The sequence below is a fragment of the Pseudomonas sp. PDM15 genome (assembly GCF_014851565.1).
GTDB lineage: Bacteria > Pseudomonadota > Gammaproteobacteria > Pseudomonadales > Pseudomonadaceae > Aquipseudomonas.
The window spans coordinates 1-19401 of the sequence record NZ_JACVAA010000004.1; the positions used below are offsets into that span (position 1 = coordinate 1).

The 19401-nt window shown below is 65.2% G+C and carries 15 protein-coding genes; 14 read left to right on the forward strand and 1 reads right to left on the reverse strand.

Annotation, left to right across the window (positions count from 1 at the left end; genetic code table 11):
- The 6 genes from IB232_RS11445 to yegQ all read left to right on the forward strand — a co-directional run.
- On the forward strand, positions 1-509 hold a 509-nt coding region (locus IB232_RS11445), incomplete at its 5' end, for a bacteriophage T4 gp5 trimerisation domain-containing protein (protein WP_412547731.1).
- The gene (locus IB232_RS11450; RefSeq protein ID WP_192398756.1) at positions 499-1239 is read left to right on the forward strand and encodes a DUF4123 domain-containing protein; all 741 of its coding nucleotides are present in this window, start codon (positions 499-501) and stop codon (positions 1237-1239) included. The genes IB232_RS11445 and IB232_RS11450, both read left to right, overlap by 11 nt.
- A complete protein-coding gene (locus IB232_RS11455; protein WP_192398758.1) occupies positions 1236-6200 on the forward strand; it encodes an RHS repeat-associated core domain-containing protein in 4965 nt (1654 codons plus the stop codon). The genes IB232_RS11450 and IB232_RS11455 overlap by 4 nt, the downstream gene beginning before the upstream one ends.
- Positions 6197-6625, forward strand: coding sequence for a hypothetical protein (locus tag IB232_RS11460; RefSeq protein WP_192398760.1), 429 nt, complete (start codon positions 6197-6199; stop codon positions 6623-6625). The genes IB232_RS11455 and IB232_RS11460 overlap by 4 nt, the downstream gene beginning before the upstream one ends.
- Positions 6626-6686: 61 nt before the next feature.
- Complete coding sequence (locus IB232_RS11465) at positions 6687-6896, forward strand: hypothetical protein (RefSeq protein WP_192398762.1); 210 nt, start codon at positions 6687-6689, stop codon at positions 6894-6896.
- An 81-nt stretch (positions 6897-6977) separates the two neighbouring features.
- A complete protein-coding gene (yegQ, locus tag IB232_RS11470) occupies positions 6978-8309 on the forward strand; it encodes a tRNA 5-hydroxyuridine modification protein YegQ (protein WP_192398763.1) in 1332 nt (443 codons plus the stop codon).
- On the opposite strand, the gene IB232_RS11475 is transcribed toward yegQ, so the two are convergent.
- Positions 8284-11163 (reverse strand): putative bifunctional diguanylate cyclase/phosphodiesterase, encoded by a 2880-nt coding sequence (locus IB232_RS11475; RefSeq protein ID WP_225592276.1) that lies wholly within the window; start codon positions 11161-11163, stop codon positions 8284-8286. The two genes, yegQ and IB232_RS11475, sit on opposite strands and share 26 nt — an antisense overlap.
- Positions 11164-11391: 228 nt before the next feature.
- On the opposite strand from IB232_RS11475, the gene uvrD reads away from it, so the two are divergent.
- From uvrD to IB232_RS11515, 8 genes are all read left to right on the forward strand, one after another.
- Entirely contained in the window at positions 11392-13593 is a 2202-nt protein-coding gene (gene uvrD / locus IB232_RS11480; protein WP_192398767.1) for a DNA helicase II, read from the forward strand.
- A gap of 27 nt (positions 13594-13620) precedes the next feature.
- Positions 13621-14079, forward strand: a complete 459-nt coding sequence (locus tag IB232_RS11485; protein WP_192398769.1) for a hypothetical protein — start codon at positions 13621-13623, stop codon at positions 14077-14079.
- A gap of 72 nt (positions 14080-14151) precedes the next feature.
- Complete coding sequence (locus tag IB232_RS11490) at positions 14152-14727, forward strand: TetR/AcrR family transcriptional regulator (RefSeq protein ID WP_192398771.1); 576 nt, start codon at positions 14152-14154, stop codon at positions 14725-14727.
- 103 nt (positions 14728-14830) lie between these two features.
- Entirely contained in the window at positions 14831-15601 is a 771-nt protein-coding gene (locus IB232_RS11495; protein ID WP_192398773.1) for an alpha/beta hydrolase fold domain-containing protein, read from the forward strand.
- Positions 15562-15777, forward strand: a complete 216-nt coding sequence (locus tag IB232_RS11500) for a hypothetical protein (protein WP_192398775.1) — start codon at positions 15562-15564, stop codon at positions 15775-15777. Before IB232_RS11495 ends, IB232_RS11500 begins: the two co-directional genes overlap by 40 nt.
- A 119-nt stretch (positions 15778-15896) precedes the next feature.
- Complete coding sequence (locus IB232_RS11505) at positions 15897-16739, forward strand: Tim44 domain-containing protein (RefSeq protein WP_192398777.1); 843 nt, start codon at positions 15897-15899, stop codon at positions 16737-16739.
- A 93-nt stretch (positions 16740-16832) separates the two neighbouring features.
- Entirely contained in the window at positions 16833-17279 is a 447-nt protein-coding gene (locus IB232_RS11510) for a hypothetical protein (RefSeq protein WP_192398779.1), read from the forward strand.
- A 105-nt stretch (positions 17280-17384) separates the two neighbouring features.
- A complete protein-coding gene (locus IB232_RS11515) occupies positions 17385-19382 on the forward strand; it encodes a PhoX family protein (protein WP_192398781.1) in 1998 nt (665 codons plus the stop codon).
- Positions 19383-19401: the final 19 nt, after the last annotated feature.

Sequence of the window (19401 nt, forward strand, 5' to 3'; positions counted from 1 at the left end):
AGCACGACCAGAAGATCCGCATCGGCCACGAGCGCCACGACACCGTCGAGGCCAATAGCTACACCGAGCTCAAGGCCGAGGAGCACCGCACCACCCACCAAGACCGCAAGACCGAGATCCGCGCCAATGACCACCTGACCGTGGCCACCAACCAGCATGTGAAGCTGGGCACGGGGCAGTTTGTCGAGGCGGGCAACGAGATCCACTACTACGCCGGCAGCAAGGTAGTCATCGACGCCGGCATGGAGCTGACCGCCAAAGGCGGCGGCAGCTGGCTCAAACTCGACCCCAGCGGCGTCACCCTCAGCGGCGCGACGATCAAGATGAACTCCGGCGGTGCGCCGGGTGTGGGCAGCGGGATCGCCATCCTGCGGCCAGGTGCACTGCTGCAGGCCGATGCCGACAAGGCAGGCGCCCTGTTGACTCCGGCGCAGATCCAGACACTCAAGCGCAACGCGCCTTTCTGTGAGGAGTGCGAGAAGTGCAAGGGAGGCGCCTGTGCCATCTGAAGCGATCTCGGTTCGAGATTGGCTGGAGGCGGAGTGGCGGGAAGGACAGCGTCTCTATGTAGTGATGGGCAACGCCAGCGAAGCCAATCCGCTGCAGGCCTATTACCAACAGGACAGCGTCAGCCTGCCGCTGCCGATCTGGAGCGACACGCCCTACGCCAGCTGGCAGGAAGTCATGCCCTACCTGGGCGAGCTGCAGCCCGACAGCAGCTTTTTCGACTGGGTAGATGAAGCCCCCAGCCAGGACTGGGGCTGGCTGGCGCTCTCCGCTCATGAGCCCGACCTTGTCCTCGACCACCTGCGCAGCCTGACCCAGGTGCTGATGCCCGACGGCACCGAGGTGTTCTTCCGTCACTGGGACGGTAGCCATCTGCTGCCGATCCTGCGCTTCCTGAGCGATGCAGCGGGTGAGCTGCTGCCGGTATTTGATCAACTGCTGATCAACGGCCAGGCCCTGAGCATCGCAACCAGCACACTCCCAGTACAGCGCAACTATCCCTGGTGGCAGGTTCCGCAGGCACTGGCATCGGCCCTCACCGAGGAGAATCCCTCCACCCTGGTCGACAACCTGATGCAGTGGCTGCTGGAACAGCACGCCGAACTCTATTTCGCCGTGCCGCAAAAGAACCTGCGGCACAAGGTCGAGCGCTTCGTGCGCCGCACCCCAATCACGGAAGACAACTACAGCGGGCGGCTACGAGCCCATCTGGAATACGAGGTCACACCATGAGCTTTGTGATCGGCTCCCTGATCGGCCACTTGAACGCCAAGCAACCCAATGTTCAGGACATTCTCAAGCAGTTCCGCACCTGCCTGAACGACTATCGGGACGTCAGCGAAGCCTGGTACGGCGGCGTTCTCGACGCCGAGCAGCAGTTCAAGTTCGGCGACGAGGTCGATACCCAGGACAAGGACGACAAGGACCCAGCGACCCTCTACGCCACTTGCCCGGCGAACGGCAAGCTGACCCTGGTGCACAGCTTCGAGGCAGCGCGCTTCGTCCCGATCGGCAACACCCTGGCCCGTGTCGTGCCGGTCGAGGACGGACGCTTCTTCGGCAAGAACGAGATCGCCAAGGCCATCGACGTCACCATCGGGCCGAGCGGCATCAAGGAGGTCACCGGCTGCATTCCTCACCAGCAGTACAAGGTCACCTTCTTCCCCAACCCGACCCGCGCGCAGATCGACACCCTGTTCAACTCCTATCAGGGCGTGATCGGCCAGCTGGAAGGCTGGCTGAAAGGCCAATGGGACAGCCAGTTCCTGCCGCTGTGGCGCGCGCATGACTCGGCCAGCATGACCGGAAAGCTCCTGCAGGAACTGGAGGCGGCATGGAAGGGACTGGTCAAGGTCATCATGGGGCTGTGGGAGGACATCAAGTCGCTCTACGACCTGGTCGCCCATCCCCGCGAGAACTATCAGAAGTTGCGCAAGTTCTTCACCGAAGAAGAAATCAAGCGCATCTACAACGCCTCCAAGGAAGGGTTGGAAACCGCCCTGCTGATTGCCAGCGACGAACCCTTGTTGTGGATCTACGTCGCCGCGATCGTGGCCTGGGCCAGCATGCTACCGCCGCAGACCTGCACCGAAGTGCTGGCCGAACTGACCAGTGAAGTGCTGCTGAACATCCTGCTCGGCGTGGTGCTCACCGGTGGCATCGGCCTGGCCGTGCGCGTTGGCACCAAAGCTCTGAGCGCGGCCAAGAACGGCGGGCGTGTGCTCAAGCTGATCGAAGACTTCACCGCAATGCTGATGAAGTTCAGTCGGGGTCACGCAGCGCCGCATGCCAGCTCGTCCAAACCGCTACTGGCCCACGGCAGCGGAGCTATGCAGCCGACGCGCAAGGCCACGCTGAAGATCGATCCACCTACTCCGGCGCAAAGCGCGCAACCTCCGGCCAAACCAGCGAGACGCCGGAGCGCAGGAAAAGCCGATGAGACACGCAGCCAAACGGCATCCAGCGGCGCCGCCGGGAAGACAGGCACCCCGCAGATAGAACCGGATGCCACCGTCTATCCGCGCAAGAAGCCGAAAAGCGCCACCTCGCTCAAGCAGGTCGAGCCGGTCGACGATGTCTCCACGCCCTCCAAGACCCCCAGTGACAAGCCCGCGGACCAGGCTGACAAGACCTGCACCGACAAATGCCCCGTATCGATGGTCACGGGCGAGGAGCTGCTCACCCTCACCGACGGCACCCTGGAGGGCGTGCTGCCCTTCGCCTGGGACAGGCTGTATCGCAGCAGCGCCGCGGAACTGGATTGCGGCCTGGGTTACGGCTGGAGCCATAGCCTGGCCCAGCGCCTGGAGCTGGATGGCGAACAACTGGTCTGGACCGATCACGAGAATCGCCGCACCAGTTTCCCCATGCCCAGCGAGCAGCGCCCGGCCATCACCAATCGCCTGTCCCGCGCTGCCATCTACCTAGGCCAAGATCCCGCCGAACTGATCCTGGCACAGGCCGGCAAGACACCGCGCTTCTATCACTTCCGCCGCGATGCCCGAGGCGGCTATCTGATCGCCATCAGCGACGCCTATGGCAACCGCCTCAGCCTCAGTCGCGACCTGGTCGGCCGGCCGCAACGCCTCAGCGGCGCCGGACGCGCCCTGCTGCTGCGTTACGAGGGCAGTCATATCGTCGCTGTCGACTACCAGATCCAGCGGTCGGCCGAGAACGAGGAAGCCAGCTGGCAGAGCGTGCAGACTCTTGTCCGCTATCAGTACAACGAACGCGACCAGATGATCGCGGCCAGCAATGCCCTGGGCGAGACCGAGCACTATCGCTACGACCAGGACAACGTAATTCTCGAACGTCAGCTTGCCGGAGGGGCAGCCTTCTACTGGGAATGGCAAGGCCAGGGCAAGCAGGCGCGTTGCGTGCACCACTGGGCCAACTTCGGTCAGATGGACGCCCGCTACGTTTGGGACGACAAAGGCAGCGTCACTGTAGTCAACGCCGATGGCAGCGAAGAAACCTACGCCCACGACCAGAACGCACGCCTGGTGCGCCAGGTCGACCCGGACGGTGCCGAGACTCTCCGGGCATACGACGACAAGGGCCAGCTGGTTGCCGAGCAGAGCCCGCTAGGTGCAATCACCGAATACCGCTACGACGAGGCCGGTCGCCTGGAAACGCGAATCCCAGCGGAAGGCGAAGCGGTTCATTACAGCTACTTCGATGGCCAAGTGCGCAGCGTGCGGCGCGGCAAGGCAACCTGGAAGTACGAGCGCAACGCCCAAGGCGACATCACCGAGCAGATCGATCCGCTCGGCCAGAGCACCCACTATCGCTACGACGCCCGCGGCCGCCTGCTGGAGATCCGCCACCCGGACGGCAGTCAGCACCTGCTGGTGTGGAACGCCCAGGGCGAGCTGATCGAGGAACAGTTGCCGGGTGCAGGCATCCGCCGCTATCGCTACGACGCATTCGGCCGCCAGATCACCCGGCAGGACGAGCACGGCGCACTGACCCAGTACCAGTGGGACGCGGCCAATCGCCTGACCCAAGTGACTCTGCCCGGCGGCGCATCCCGCGCCTACAGCTACAACGCCTATGGCAAGGTCACCAGCGAACGCGACGAGCAGGGCCGCATCACCCGCTATGAGTATGCTGATGGCCTGCACCTGGTCAGCCGCCGCATCAACCCCGACGGTAGCCAGCTGCGCTATCGCTATGACAATGCACGCCTGCTGCTCACCGATATCGAGAACGAGCGCGGCGAACACTATCGCCTGGACTACCACCCCAATGGGCTGATCAGCCAGGAAACCGGCTTCGACGGGCGCAAGACGGCCTACCGCTACGACCTGGCCGGCCACCTGATCGAGAAGAAGGAGTTCGCCGAAGACGGCAGCGAGCGGATCACCGCCTACCAGCGCGACAGCGCGGGACGCCTGCTGGTCAAGACTCTGCCCGATGGCGAGCAGATCCACTACGCCTACGATGGCCTGGGCCGCCTGGTCTGTGTCGACGACGGGCAATGGCCGCTGGCCTACTCCTACGACTTGCGTGACCGCCTGATCGAGGAGCATCAGGGCTGGGCCACTCTGCGCTACGAGTACGACGCCCTCGGCCAGCTCGGCCACTGCCGCCTACCCGATGGCAGCCGCGTGGACTACCGCTACCGTCCGGGCGGTGAGCTGGAAGGCATCGACCTCAACGGCCAGCCACTGACCCGCCACCAGTTCGAGCGGGGGCGCGAGCGCTACCGGCGCCAGGGTGCGCTGCTCAGCGAATACGACTACGACGACCAGGGGCGGCTGCAGGCCCATCGGGTACGCAGCGATCATCGCCAACTGCTGCAACGCCGGTACCGTTATGACGACAGCGGCAACCTCTCTGCCATCGAGGACTCGCGCAAGGGCAATCGCAGCTTCCACTACGACCCGCTGGATCGCCTGGTGGCGGTACGCGGCGACCTGCCGGAGAGCTTCGCCCATGACCCTGCCGGCACCCTGCTGGCGCAGAACGGCGCTGCACCGGAAGGCCTAGCCAACGTCAAGGGCAATCGCCTGCTGATGCAGGGTGACAGCCACTACGACTACGACGCCTTCGGCAATCTGGTGCGCGAGCGGCGCGGCACCGGGCAGAAACTGGTCACCGAATACCACTACGACAGCCAGCACCGGCTGATCGCCGCCAGCCTGCCGGATGGTCGCCGCGTCCAGTATCGCTACGACGCCTTCGGCCGACGCATCGCCAAGACAGTGGATGGCCAGACCACCGAGTTCCTCTGGCAGGGCGAACGCCTGATCGCCGAAAGCGGCCCGACGCACTACCGCAGCTACGTCTACGAGCCCGGCACCTTCCGTCCCCTGGCACTGCTGCAGGGTGAGGGTGAAGCCGCCGAGCCCTTCTACTACCAGCTCGACCACCTGGGCACTCCACAGGAGCTGACCAGCACTGGCGGACAGATCCTCTGGTCGGTGAAGTACCGAGCCTATGGCAGCCTGGCCAAGGTAGAAGTCGCGGAAATCGACAACCCGTTGCGCTTCCAGGGTCAGTACTTCGACGTGGAGACGGGACTGCATTACAACAGGCATCGGTATTACAACCCCGGCACGGGATTGTTCCTAACACCAGATCCGATCAAGCTGGCAGGGGGGCTGAACAACTACCAGTACGTGCCCAATCCGACGGGATGGGTGGATCCCCTAGGATTAAACCGGGTACCAGGGCATTGTCCGGACGGGGAAAACCAATCCGTATTTGAGCGCTACCCCGAAAAAACCGTTATTCAAACAAAAGGAGCAGACGAGCAAGCTAAATTTCTCTCGGAGAATGTCCCTGGATTGCCAGAAGCACAAGCAAAAATCATTTTGGAAGAATCTCATTCACGAGACTCTTCGGCTGTATTCGGTGGCAGCAGAGTGCGAGGCAATCACACCGATAGCAGTGACCTCGATGTCGGCTTCGGCGGGCTCAACGCCAACCAGGCCGCAAAGTTGCTAAAGAAGCTGGAGAAAAGGTTCAGCCTAGAGCTCAACTTCCTAAAGCTCGAGCAAACGCGCATTGTTCCCGGCAACGAAACGAACTCCATTGCACGAATCCAGTCACCAGAAGAATTCTTCCAGCGCTCAGGCACCCGTGGAGCTGCAGATCCCAAGGCTGGAGAACCCTATGTACCATCGGGATCAATAACTGCAAATCCGGACGGCTCGCTCGTCATAATCCCGCCAGGAGCAGAACCATGAAATTCTTGGTCAATGAATCCCCCTTAGCCCCTGAGCTTATAACCTTCCGCGAATTGGGCTTTGGAGAAAACCTCTCAGGCGATGGTGCCCCCTACAGGATTGAATTGGACTTCGATGAGCTGACCGACACGTTTCAGCGGAAGGCTAACGACTTTATCGAGCAATGCCGGCTCGACGACCTCAGACTTGCGGAAGCAGACATACCCAAGCTTCGCGACTTGGGATATCCGTCTTTCCAAATGCTTTTGAAAGATGAATTAGAACTCTCGTCGGAGCTCATTCAGGACTACCTGTATTTCGAACTTCTCAACTGCCTCTTTACAGCAAGACCAGTTGACGCCGCGTTCGTTATAAACGACATCGGATCTGTTCAAGTTCAGGATGGCGAGATAGTTATTAGCGGCAGCGGCTTCACCAAGAAATGACGCATTACCACCTTATTGCAAGAAGGTTAGGCAAAGGTGTTCGCGATACTTCGGTTATGACTTGGCTCTCAAGAAATTCCTTTTCCTGGAGGGGGAAGGTCACGGCCTGATGGGTGCGGAGGTGAGTTATGACGAAGCCCTGGACAAATGGCAGGACATCTTTGTTGAGCTTGGCGCCGAATGGGTCATCCACCTCACCGACTTTCAGGACGAAAGCAGCTTTCTGGAGAAGTTGGCTACTCTCGGCCCCATCGAGCTAATCGCCTACTAGGCTTCTCTGGACTGCTCTGGATCAATTTCGCGCCCCTCAACTCCTGTCATTCTCTGCGCCCGCTTTTCCAACTGGGCAACTATGACCACCTTCCACGCCCCAGAGCTGCTCTCCCCAGCCGGCACCCTCAAGGCCATGCGCCATGCTTTCGCCTATGGCGCCGATGCCGTGTATGCCGGGCAGCCGCGCTACAGCCTGCGGGTGCGCAACAACGAGTTTGACCACGCCAACCTGGCCATCGGCATCGCCGAGGCGCATGCCCAGGGCAAGCGCTTCTACGTGGTGGTCAACATCGCGCCGCACAACGCCAAGCTGACCACCTTTCTCAAGGACTTGGAGCCGGTGGTGGCAATGGGGCCGAATGCGCTGATCATGTCCGACCCGGGTCTGATCATGCTGGTGCGCGAGCACTTCCCGCAGATGCCGGTGCATCTGTCGGTGCAGGCCAATGCGGTGAACTGGGCCAGCGTGGAATTCTGGCATCGCCAGGGGCTCTCCCGGGTGATCCTGTCGCGCGAGCTGGCGCTGGAGGAGATCGAGGAAATCCGCCAGCAGGTGCCCGGCATGGAGCTGGAGGTGTTCGTCCACGGCGCGCTGTGCATGGCCTATTCCGGGCGCTGCCTGCTGTCCGGCTACATCAACAAGCGTGACCCCAACCAGGGCACCTGCACCAACGCCTGCCGCTGGCAGTACCAAGCCCATGAGGGCCGGGAGAACGAGCTGGGCGGTATCGTGCGCGGCTGCCAGCCGACCCTCGGCGCGGGCGCCGCGACCGAGCGCCTGTTCCTGCTGGAAGACGAGAGCCGCCCCGGCGAGCTGATGGAGGCCTTCGAGGACGAGCACGGCACCTACATCATGAACTCCAAGGACCTGCGCGCCGTGCAGCACGTGCAGCGCCTGCTGCAGATGGGCGTGCACTCGCTGAAGATCGAGGGCCGCACCAAGAGCCACTTCTACGTGGCGCGCACCGCCCAGGTGTATCGCCGTGCCATCGACGACGCCGTGGCCGGCCGGCCTTTCGACCTGCGCCTGATGGAAGATCTCGAATCCCTGGCCAACCGTGGCTACACGGAAGGCTTCCTGCGCCGCCACGTACACGACGAATACCAGAACTACCAGCGCGGCAACTCGCTGTCCGAACGCCAGCAGTTCGTCGGCGAATTCACCGGCGTGCGTCGCGGCGAGTTGGCGGAGGTGCGGGTGAAGAACCGCTTCGCCGTCGGCGACCATCTGGAGCTGATGGCCCCGGGCGGCAACCGCAGCTTCCGGCTGAACAGCCTGGAGAAGGCCGACGGCACCGCTACGGACATCGCGCCGGGCGATGGCCATATCGTCTACCTGCCCCTAGTGGCGGAGATCGACCTGAATCACGCCCTGTTGTTGCGCTTCAATACATCTCCGCCTGCGCCCTGAGCAGCTCGGCGAAGCGCTCGGCAGGTACCGGCGGGCTGATCAGGAAGCCCTGGATCTCGTCGCAGTGCTGGGCCTTGAGGAAGTCCATCTGCGCCTGGGTCTCCACGCCCTCGGCCACCACCTTGAGCTCCAGGCCGTGGGCCATGGCGATGATCGCGCGGGTGATTGCCGCATCCTCGCCGCCAGCCGACAGGTCGCGGACGAAGGTCTGGTCGATCTTCACGTAGTCCACCGGGAAGCGCTTGAGGTAGCTGAGCGAGGAATAGCCGGTGCCGAAGTCGTCGATCGCCAGCTTCACGCCCAGGTCGCGCAGTTGCTGGAAGGTGGCGATGACGTTCTCCACGTTGTCCAGCAGCTGGCTCTCGGTCAGCTCCAGCTCCAGCAGGCGCGGCGGCAGGCCGGTCTCGTCGAGCACCTGGCGCACCAGGCCGATCAGGTTGCCCTGGCGCAGCTGGTGGACCGACAGATTGACCGACACGCGCAGGTCGGCCAGGCCCTGGCGCTGCCATTCACGCGCCTGCAGACAGGCCTGGCGCAGGACGAACTCGCCGATCGGGGCGATCAGCCCGGTCTCCTCGGCCAGCGGTATGAACTCGCCGGGCGGCACCAGGCCCAGCGCCGGATGGCGCCAGCGTACCAGCGCCTCGGCGGCGTTGAGGCTGTCGTCGACCAGGCACAGCTTGGGCTGGTAGAACACCTCCAGCTGGCCGTCCTCGATACCCTTGCGCAGCTGGGTTTCCATCTGCAGGCGCTCCAGGGTGCAGGCCTGCAGGTTGTCGGTGTAAAACTGGAAGGTGTTGCCGCCCAGGTGCTTGGCATGTTGCATGGCCATGCCGGCCTGGCTGATCAGTGCCGAGATTTCCCGCGCGTTGTCCGGCAGCAGGCTGATGCCGATCGAGGCGCTGATCACCAGCTCGTGGCCGCCCACGTCCATCGGCGTGCGCAGTTTGCTCAGCAGGCGGCTGGCGGTGCGCGCCAGGGCCGAGAGGCTGCCGTAGTCGTCGAGCAGGATGGCGAACTCATCGCCGGCCAGGCGGGCCACGGTGTCGGCCTCCGGGGCGGCCTGGATCAGCCTGCGGGCCATCTGCCGCAGCAGCTGGTCGGCCACTTCATGGCCGAGGCTGTCGTTGAGAAGCTTGAAGCGATCCAGGTCGATGTGCAGCAGGGCCAGGCGCGACTCGTCCTGGCGCGAACGCTCGCCGGCCTCGTGCAGGCGCTCGCGGAACAGGCTGCGGTTGGCCAAGCCGGTGAGTTCGTCGTAGTGCGACAGGTAGCGCAGGCGCTCCTCGGTCTGCCGGCGCTGCGACAGGTCGGAGAAGAAGCCGACGATATGGCTGACGCGACCGCGGCCATCGCGCACCACGTTCAGCTGCAGCCACTGCGGGTACAGCTCGCCGTTCTTGCGCGTCTCGGTCAGCTCACCGCGCCAGCTGCCGTGGCGCTCCAGCTCCTGGCGGATCAGCTGGTATTGGCGCCGCGCATCGCGGCTGCTGATCAGGGTCGCCACGCTGCGCCCGAGCACTTCTTCCTTGCGGTAGCCGGTGACCTCGCTGAAGGCCTGGTTGACCGATAGCAGCAGGTAGTCGGCATCGAGGATGACGATGCCTTCGCTGGTGGCCTCGAATACGGTGGCGGCCAGGCGATGCTCCTCATCCTGGCGCTTGCGCTCGGTGATGTCGCGGCGGGTGCCGAGCATGCGCGTCACCTGGCCCTGGGCGTTGCGCTCGACGGCGCGGCCACGGTCCTCGACCCACAGCCAGCGGCCGTCGGCGTGACGCACGCGGTACTCCACGCAGTAGCCGTCGGTGCGGCCTTTGAGATGCTCGACCAGGGCCCGGCGCAGCAGCGGCAGATCGTCCGGGTGCAGGCGCGGCTTGAGGTGGCTGAGCACGCCCTTCACCTCGTCCTGGCTGATGCCAAAAATGCTCTCCAGGTGGCTGTGGTGCACCTCGTCGGTCTGCAGATCCCAGTCCCACAGGCCCAGCTCGCTGGCTTCGAGGGCCAGGGCCAGGCGCGCCTGGCTCTTGCCCAGGGCATGGCTGGCGTCGTCCAGCTCCAGGGTGCGCTGGGCCACGCGAATCTCCAGATCGCCATGCGCCTTGCGCAGCTCGCGCTCGGCTCGGCGGCGCTGTTCCACTTCGCGGGCCAGTTCCTGATTGAGGCCTTCGGCACTCTCGCGGGCATGCTCCAGACGCTCGATCAGCGCCTGGTTCTGGAAGCGCCGCAGCAGGCTGCCCTGCACCAGGCGATTGACCTGCCAGGCCACCACACAGAGGCTCAGCAGCATCAGCAGGCCGAGCGCGCCCCAGGCCTGCTGGCGGGTATTGTCGCTGAGCAGGAGATAGACGATGGAAGGCACCAGGCACGGCAGGGCGAACGCCAGGAAGGCGGCGCGGCTGACCGCATAGGCCACGCTGGCGGAGAGGATGGCCGCGGCGATCAGGCCGTAGACCAGGGCCTGCAGCAGGAAGCGATCCGCAGGCACCAGGAAGATTGCTGCACAGGCCAGGGTCAGGCCGGACAGCCCGGCGCCCACCAGGAACACCCGACGCCAGTGCGGGTTGGCCTGGCGCGACGGCAGCGCGCTATTGAAGGCAGTCATCTGGATCAAACGTAGCACCGCCAGCAATACCACCCACACCAGCCAGCCGGCCAACAGCAGACCGCCCTGGGGCTGCCAGAGCAGACCGGCGCAGGCCAGGGCGCTGAGCAGCATGAAGAAGGTGGGAACCTGGGAGCCCTGATAAAGCAGACGAGTCCGCTCCACCGCGATCTCGGTGGCGAACTGCTGATGGATGGCGCGCGACTCCTCCGCCACCACGCTGGCAGAAGCGCCCCGAAGAGGCTGGGTCATAGGCGATTTTCTTGTAATGGATGCCTGACTTTTCCCGAGCATACCCGAGCTAGAGAGGCTGCCCAAGTGCGATGATGGCTTTTTACCAGCTCGCCGCGATAAATGGCGAACATTTGTTCACTGAATCTGGCAAGACCTGTCGGCGATGTCGCGAGCTAGAGCGCAGGCACGCTCTCGCCCGTCCGCCCGCGGTTTGCCGCTCCCCGGGTCGGCCCGTAGAATGCCGCGATGCAGAACAATCCCGCCTTCGACCCAGAACTCCTCCTCGCCTCCCTCAACGATGCGCAATGCCAGGCCGTGGCCGCCCCGCTCGGCCGCCAGCTGGTGCTGGCCGGCGCCGGCTCGGGCAAGACCCGCGTGCTGGTGCATCGCATCGCCTACCTCATCCAGTTTCTCGGTGCCTCGCCGTACAGCATCCTGTCGGTGACCTTCACCAACAAGGCCGCGGCCGAGATGCGCCAGCGCATCGAGCAGATGCTCGGCATGAGCCCGGCCGGCATGTGGGTCGGCACCTTCCACGGCCTGGCCCACCGCCTGCTGCGCGCGCACTGGCAGGAGGCCGGCCTGGCCGAGAACTTCCAGATCCTCGACTCCGACGACCAGCAGCGCCTGGTCAAACGGGTGATCCGCGAGCTGGGCCTGGACGAGCAGCGCTGGCCGGCCAAGCAGGCGCAGTGGTTCATCAACGGGCAGAAAGACGAGGGCATGCGGCCGAAGAACATCCAGCCCGGCGGCGACCTGTTCCTCGCCACCATGCTGAAGATCTACGAGGCCTACGAGTCCGCCTGTGCCCGCGCCGGAGTCATCGACTTCGCCGAGCTGCTGCTGCGCGCACTCGACCTGTGGCGCGACAAGCCCGACCTGCTGGCGCACTACCAGAAGCGCTTCCGCCACATCCTGGTCGACGAGTTCCAGGACACCAACGCCGTGCAGTACGCCTGGCTGCGCCTGCTGGCCAAGGGTGGCGAGAGTCTGATGGTGGTGGGCGACGACGACCAGTCGATCTACGGCTGGCGCGGCGCGCGGATCGAGAACATCCAGCAGTTCTCCAGTGACTTCGCCGACGCGCAGATGATTCGCCTGGAGCAGAACTACCGCTCCACCGCCGGCATCCTCAAGGCCGCCAACGCCCTGATCGCCAATAACAGCGGGCGCCTGGGCAAAGAGCTGTGGACCGACGGCAGCGACGGCGAGCCGATCAACCTGTACGCCGCCTTCAACGAGCACGACGAGGCCCGCTATGTGGTCGAGTCGATCGAGTCGGCGCTACGCAAGGACGGCCTGAAGCGCAGCGAAATCGCCATCCTCTACCGCTCCAACGCCCAGTCGCGGGTGCTGGAAGAGGCCCTGCTGCGCGAACGCATCCCCTACCGCATCTATGGTGGCCAGCGCTTCTTCGAGCGCGCCGAGATCAAGAACGCGGTGGCCTACTTGCGCCTGCTCGACGGCCGCCACAACGACGCCGCCCTGGAGCGGGTGATCAACGTGCCGACCCGCGGCGTTGGCGAGAAGACCGTCGAGGCCATCCGCGAACATGCGCGCCATGCCGACCTGTCGATGTGGGCGGCGATGCAGCAGCTGATCGCCAACAAGGGCCTGACCGGCCGCGCGGCCACGGCGCTGAGCGGCTTCGTCGAGCTGGTCGAGAACCTCGCCGCCAAGGTGCTCGACATGCCGCTGCACCTGATGACCCAGACCGTCATCGAGCAGAGCGGATTGATTGCCTGGCACCAGGCCGAGAAAGGCGAGAAAGCCCAGGCCCGAGTGGAGAACCTGGAGGAACTGGTCAGCGCCGCGCGCAACTTCGAGAACAACGAAGACGACGAGCTGTCGCCGCTGGCGGCCTTCCTCACCCACGCTTCCCTGGAGGCCGGCGACGCCCAGGCCGAGGAGCACGAGGACTGCGTGCAGCTGATGACCCTGCACAGCGCCAAGGGCCTGGAGTTCCCCCTGGTGTTCTTGGTCGGCATGGAAGAAGGCCTGTTCCCGCACAAGATGAGCCTGGAAGAGCCCGGCCGTCTCGAGGAAGAGCGCCGCCTGGCCTATGTCGGCGTGACCCGCGCCATGCAGAACCTGGTGCTGACCTACGCCGAGACCCGCCGCCTGTACGGCAGCGAGACCTACAACAAGGTCTCGCGCTTCGTCCGCGAAATTCCGCCGACGCTGATCCAGGAAGTGCGTCTCTCCAACAGCGTCAGCCGCCCCTATTCGGCGCCCAGCCGCAGCATGAGCGGCGGCTCGATGTTTGCCGGCGCGGCCGTGCCAGAAACGCCCTTCAGCCTCGGTCAGGCCGTGCGCCACAGCCTGTTCGGCGAGGGCGTGATCCTCAACTTCGAGGGCAGCGGCGCCCAGGCGCGGGTGCAGGTCAACTTCGCCAGCGAAGGCAGCAAGTGGCTGATGCTGGCCTACGCCAAGCTGGAAGCGCTGTAAGCAGATTCACTCACAAGGAGGAAACAGATGATTGCAAGGAAGCTGATGGCCGGGCTGTCGCTCGGCCTGTTCTGCCACGCTGCCCAGGCTGGTGAGCCGATCGCCGATCTCGACAAGTTCGAGGCGGGCTATATCGCCTGTATCGAGGATGAGAAGGCCTTTGCCGAAAGATGCCTGACCGAGCTATTCAAGCTCCACGTTCTGCCTTGGCGCGAAAACGCCATCGATCTGAAAGACGGCGAAGATTTCCTGAGCAGGTGGGTAGGTACAAAAGGGGTCTACAAGGTACACCCCATAACCCGTAAGGATGCGGCGGGCCTGTATCAGCGGCGGTGGTATCTGATCGAAAAGGAAGACGGAGGCCTGATGCAGCTGAGCATGCGCTTCCGCACCATCAAGGGGCGGTGGTACTACGTCGACATGAACCTCACTACCAATGAAGAGGCCATCGGCTCGATCACTCTGCAATCGACTTCGCCCTGGTAACTCGGGGCCGTCTGTCGCTCCAACAGAACCGAGCAGAGTGAGTGGCCATACTGTCGAGCGGAGGTACTCCGCATGCCCCGCTCGACGCCTTCCGCCGACAAGATTCTCGATACCGCTCTCGACCTGGCCGAAACCTGCGGCTGGGAACGCCTGCACCTGCATGACGTGGCCGAAGCACTGCACTGCGACCTCGCTGCCATCGCCCGTCATTACCGACAGAAGGACGACCTGGTCGAAGCCTGGCTGGACCGCGCCGACCAGGCGCTGTTCGAGCGCGCCAAGGGTGCCGATCTCGCCGCACTGAACGCCGACAAGCGTCTGGAAGAACTGCTGATGGCCTGGCTGGCCGGCATGGCTGTGCACCGCGCGCTGACCGGGCAGATGCTGTTGTACAAGTTCGAGCTCGGCCATATCCACCTGCAGGCCGGGGCCCTGCTGCGGGTCAGCCGCACCGTGCAGTGGTGGCGTGAGGCGGCGCGGCGGCACAACCTGCATCTGTCGCGGGTAGCCGAGGAGAGCCTGCTCAGTGCGGTGTTCCTGCGCACCTTCATCCACTGGCTGCGCCAGCCGCAGGCCGACGACGCCGCGCTGCGTGCCCTGTTGCGCCAACAGCTGCGCCGCGGTCCGCTGGGCTGGCTGCTGCGCTAGGCGACGGACGTCGCAAAATGACCTCACGACGGCTCGCCGGACGACCGCAGGTCAATCGCGTGCGCTACCGTCTGCAGGACCTTCCCCGGCTTGGAGGCTCGCCATGGCCATGCGCCTGTTCTCGCTACTCGTTGCCTGTATCTGCTGTCCCGCGGCCCTGGCCTGCACCCCGCAGCCACTGGATGTCGCACCCGACGACGCCGTGCGCCGCAACCTCTGCTACGGCGCCGCCACCTGGAACGAACCGACGCTGGAGGGCGAACCCTTGCTGGAGCAGGTATTCGACTACTTCCCGCTGCCTGGCGGCTCGGCCGCGCCACTGGTGATCTGGGCCCACCCCAATGGCAAGACCAAATGGCTCAAGGCCGGCAACGAGAACTACCAAGCCCTGGTGCAGCAGGCCCATGACCGGGGCTTCGCCTTCGCCTCCCTGGAGTTCCGCCATCCGGTGACCAACGAAAACATAGTGCCGGCCCCGCACCGAGATATCGCTCAGGCCATCCAGTTCATCCGCGCCAACGCCGCGTCGCTCAACATCGATCCGGATAACCTGTTCCTGGTCGGGCAGTCGCGCGGCAGCCTCGGCCTGTGGACGGCGCTGCAGAACGACGTGGCCGACCCAGAAAGCGCCGACCCGCTGCTGCGCCAGTCGATCCAGGTCAACGCGGTGTTTGCCTACCAGGGCCAGACCACCTACGACGGCCGCGAGTTCGCCGACCTTTTTCTGGTCGAGGGGCCCGGCGCGCGGCCAAGGCCAAGTGGAAGAGAGAGCACGAGCAGTACGCACTGTTCGGCAGCGCCATCAAGAGCGTCAGCGACGACGATCCGCCCGTCATGCTGCGCTACGCCGAACCCTTCGTCGGCCGCCTGCTGAGCGCCGCCGAGATGGCTGCGCATGACCCGCTGCACTACCCCGACATGGGTCCGGCCCTGTGCGCCGCCTATACCCTGGCGTTCGGCGACGACCAGCACTGCAGCGCCGAAGACAATGTGCCGGTGAGCCACGCCTTCGACGGCTACGCCCAGTTCTTCCAGCAACACCTGCGCTGAGCCACGCGCGCCCCTGTTGGATGGGCGCGCATAAATCCGGAAACATTCTGCGGCTGGCCAGGGTCCCAACACTGCGGCAGCATGGCGCGCGAATCACAACCTCAGCGGGATTACCCCTCATGCAGCGTTTTCTCAGCATCACCCTGGCCCTGTGCCTGGGTCTGACCCTCAGCCTCGACGCCAGCGCCGCCAAGCGCATGGGCGGCGGCAAATCGTTCGGCTCCGCGCCGACCCACCAGACCCGCCAGGCGGATGCGCCCAAGGCCAGCCAGCCTGCCGCCACCAACAGCACAACGGCTGCCGGACGCCCGGCCAGTGGCGCCTCGCGCTGGCTCGGTCCGCTGGCCGGCATCGCCGCCGGCGGCCTGCTCGCCTCCATGTTCATGGGTGACGGCTTCGAAGGCTTCCAGCTGTTCGACTTCCTGATCCTCGGGCTGATCGCCTTCGTCATCTTCAAGCTGTTCGCCGCCCGTCGTCAGCAGCAGGGCCGCCCAGCCATGGCCGGTGGCATGCAGCGCGAGATGCCGCAGCAGCAGGCGCCGATCTTCGGCAGCTCTGCTCCGAGCGCCGCGCCAGTGACCATCAACGCGCCAGCCTGGTTCGACGAGCAGCGCTTCGTCGAAGCCGGCCGCACCCACTTCCTGGCCCTGCAGCAGCACTGGGACGCCGCGGAAATGGACAAGATCGCCGAGTTCGTCACCCCGCAGATGCTCAGCTTCCTCAAGGAAGAGCGCGCCAGCATGGGCGACGGCTACCAGTCCACATATGTCGATGATCTCAGCGTGCAGCTGGACGGCATCGACGAGCTGGCCGACAAGACCGTGGCCACCCTGACCTTCCGTGGCGTGGCCAAGACCTCGCGCTTCGACCAGGGCGAGGCGTTCAGCGAAAGCTGGCGCATGGAGCGCGCCACTGGCGACAACCAGCCGTGGCTGGTCGCCGGTATCCGCCAGAACGGCTGATCCCAGCGCGCTGTGAAGAACCCGGGCCAGTCCCGGGTTTTTTCTGCCCGCACGGCTGCTAGAGTGCCGCCAGGCCCCGGCAAGAAAGCGACGATGCGCACCCTGTTCCTCGATACCGAATTCACCAACCTCACGGCCGACTACCGGCTGATCAGCCTGGCCCTGGTCGACCCGGGTAGCGCCGAGTTCTACGTGGAACTCATCGATGGCTGGAGCCCGGCCGACTGCTCCAGCTTCGTCCATGAGATCGTCCTGCCGCAGCTGGACCTGGCCTGCCATGGCCGCAGCCGCGCCGAGGCCGCCAGCGAGCTGCGCGCCTTTCTCGCCGGCTATGGCGCGGTGGAAATCGTCAGCGACGCCCTGGCCTGGGACTGGCCGTTGCTGCTCGAACTGCTCGGCGCGGACGACCTGCCCGAGCAGGTCTGCTGCCGCGAAGACGCCGAGCTGCTCAGCGATCTGGCCGAGGCCGCCATCCCCCATCACGCCCTGCTCGACGCGCGGCTGATGAGCGGTGCCGAGCGCCGCCGGCAGAAACGTTAACCAGCACGCACCCCGTCGATTCGCCACAACAGCGTCATCGTTCCGTCTTCTTTGCTCGCTAGCGTCATGGCTCCGCCGCAACTCCTCAGCAGAAGGAACCGACCCGTGAGCCTCGATGACCAGAACGCCGTGCTGTTTGGCAGCGGCGATGAACTCCCCAGCAACCACTCCGCCAACCCGCACATGAGCGAGCTGATCGACCAGCGCCGCCGGCAGATCCTCGCCGGTGGCGTGGCCGTCGGTGCACTGGGCTTCCTCGGCGTGCTGCCACAGGCAGTCGAGGCCGCCGAACAGAGCGCCAAGGGCGCCAGGCACGGCTGGGGCAAGCGCAATCGTCTGCCCTTCGACGCCCTGCCGGTGGGCCGCGCAGACAGCATCACGGTGCCCGCCGGCTACCTCGCCAGCGTCTGCGTGCCCTGGGGCACGCCGATCAGCGGACGCTTCCCGGCCTTCCTCGAGGACGCCAGCAACAGCGCCCAGGACCAGGCCGAGCAGGTTGGCATGCACCACGACGGCATGCACTTCTTTCCCATCGACGGCCGTCATGGTGGTGGCCGCCGTTCCAACCACGGCCTGCTGGTGTTCAACAACGAGTACATCGACGCGCCGCTGCTGCACCCCAACGGCCCGACCACGGTCAACGGCCTGCGTACCGTGGCCGAGGAAGTGCGCAAGGAAATCAACGCGCATGGCGTGACCATCGTCGAGATCCGCCGCGACCGCTTCGGCGACTGGCAGGTGGTGCCCGGCCGCTACAACCGTCGCGTCACCGCCGCCACGCCGATGCAGATGGTCGGCCCGGCGCGCGGCCACACCCTGCTCAAGACCCTGCACAGCCCCAACGGCACCGCCAGCCGCGGCACCCAGAACAACTGTGCCAACGGCTACACGCCCTGGGGCACCTACCTCACCTGCGAGGAAAACTGGGCCGGCTACTTCGCCACGCGCGATGCCGAGCTGCCACGCGAGCTCAAGCGCTACGGCCTGCGCAGCACTAGCCGCTTCGGCTGGGAGACCCTGCCCGGCGACGAGTTCCAGCGCTTCGACGCCACCCGCAAGGCGGCAGACGCCACGGGCGACTACCGCAACGAGCCCAACCACTTCGGCTGGATCGTCGAGATCGACCCCTTCGACCCGGACTCCACCCCGGTCAAGCACAGCGCCCTCGGCCGCTTCGCCCACGAGGGCCTGATCTTCGCCCCGGTACAGGCCGGACGCCCGCTGGTGTGCTACTCCGGCGACGACTCGCAGAACGAGTACATCTACAAGTACGTCAGCCGCGGCAAGTACCTGCCGCTGCTGCGCCAGCCCGGCCGCCTGCTCGACGAAGGCACCCTCTACGTGGCGCGCTTCAATGTCGACGGTAGCGGCGACTGGCTGGCCCTGGACCTCAAGGACAAGGCCTTCCAGGCCGCCTGTGCCGCCGCCGGTGTGAGCTTCGCCGACCAGGGCGAAGTGCTGATCAACACCCGCCTGGCCGCCGACATCGCCGGCGCCACCAAGATGGACCGTCCCGAGTGGGGCGCGGTCAACCCGGACAACGGCGAGGTCTACTTCACCCTCACCAACAACAGCTCGCGCACCGTGGCGGACGCCGCCAACCCGCGCGCGGCCAACCCCTACGGGCACATCATCCGCTGGCGCGAAGACCGCCGCGACCACGCCGGCAAGCGCTTCAACTGGGACATCTTCCTGCTCGCCGGACCGCAGTCCGACAGCCGTGGCCCGAACGGTGCGGCGCTGGACGACACAAACATCCTGGCCAGCCCGGACGGCCTGTGGTTCGACCCGGACGGGCGCCTGTGGATTCAGACCGACATGAGCGGCAGCCAGCTGGCCAGCGGCCCGTTCGGCCACAACCAGATGCTGGTGGCCGACCCGCGCACGGGCGAGATCAAGCGCTTCCTGATCGGCCCGATCGGCGCCGAGGTCACCGGCATCAGCGCCACGCCGGACTTCCGCACGCTGTTCGTCAACATCCAGCACCCGGGCGAAGGCTCCACCGCCGGCAACCTGCTCAGCACCTGGCCGGACGGCCCGGGACGGCGGCCGCGCTCGGCCACCGTGGTGATCACCCGCGAGGACGGCAAGCGGCTGATGTAAGGCCTTCGCTCCAGTCAGC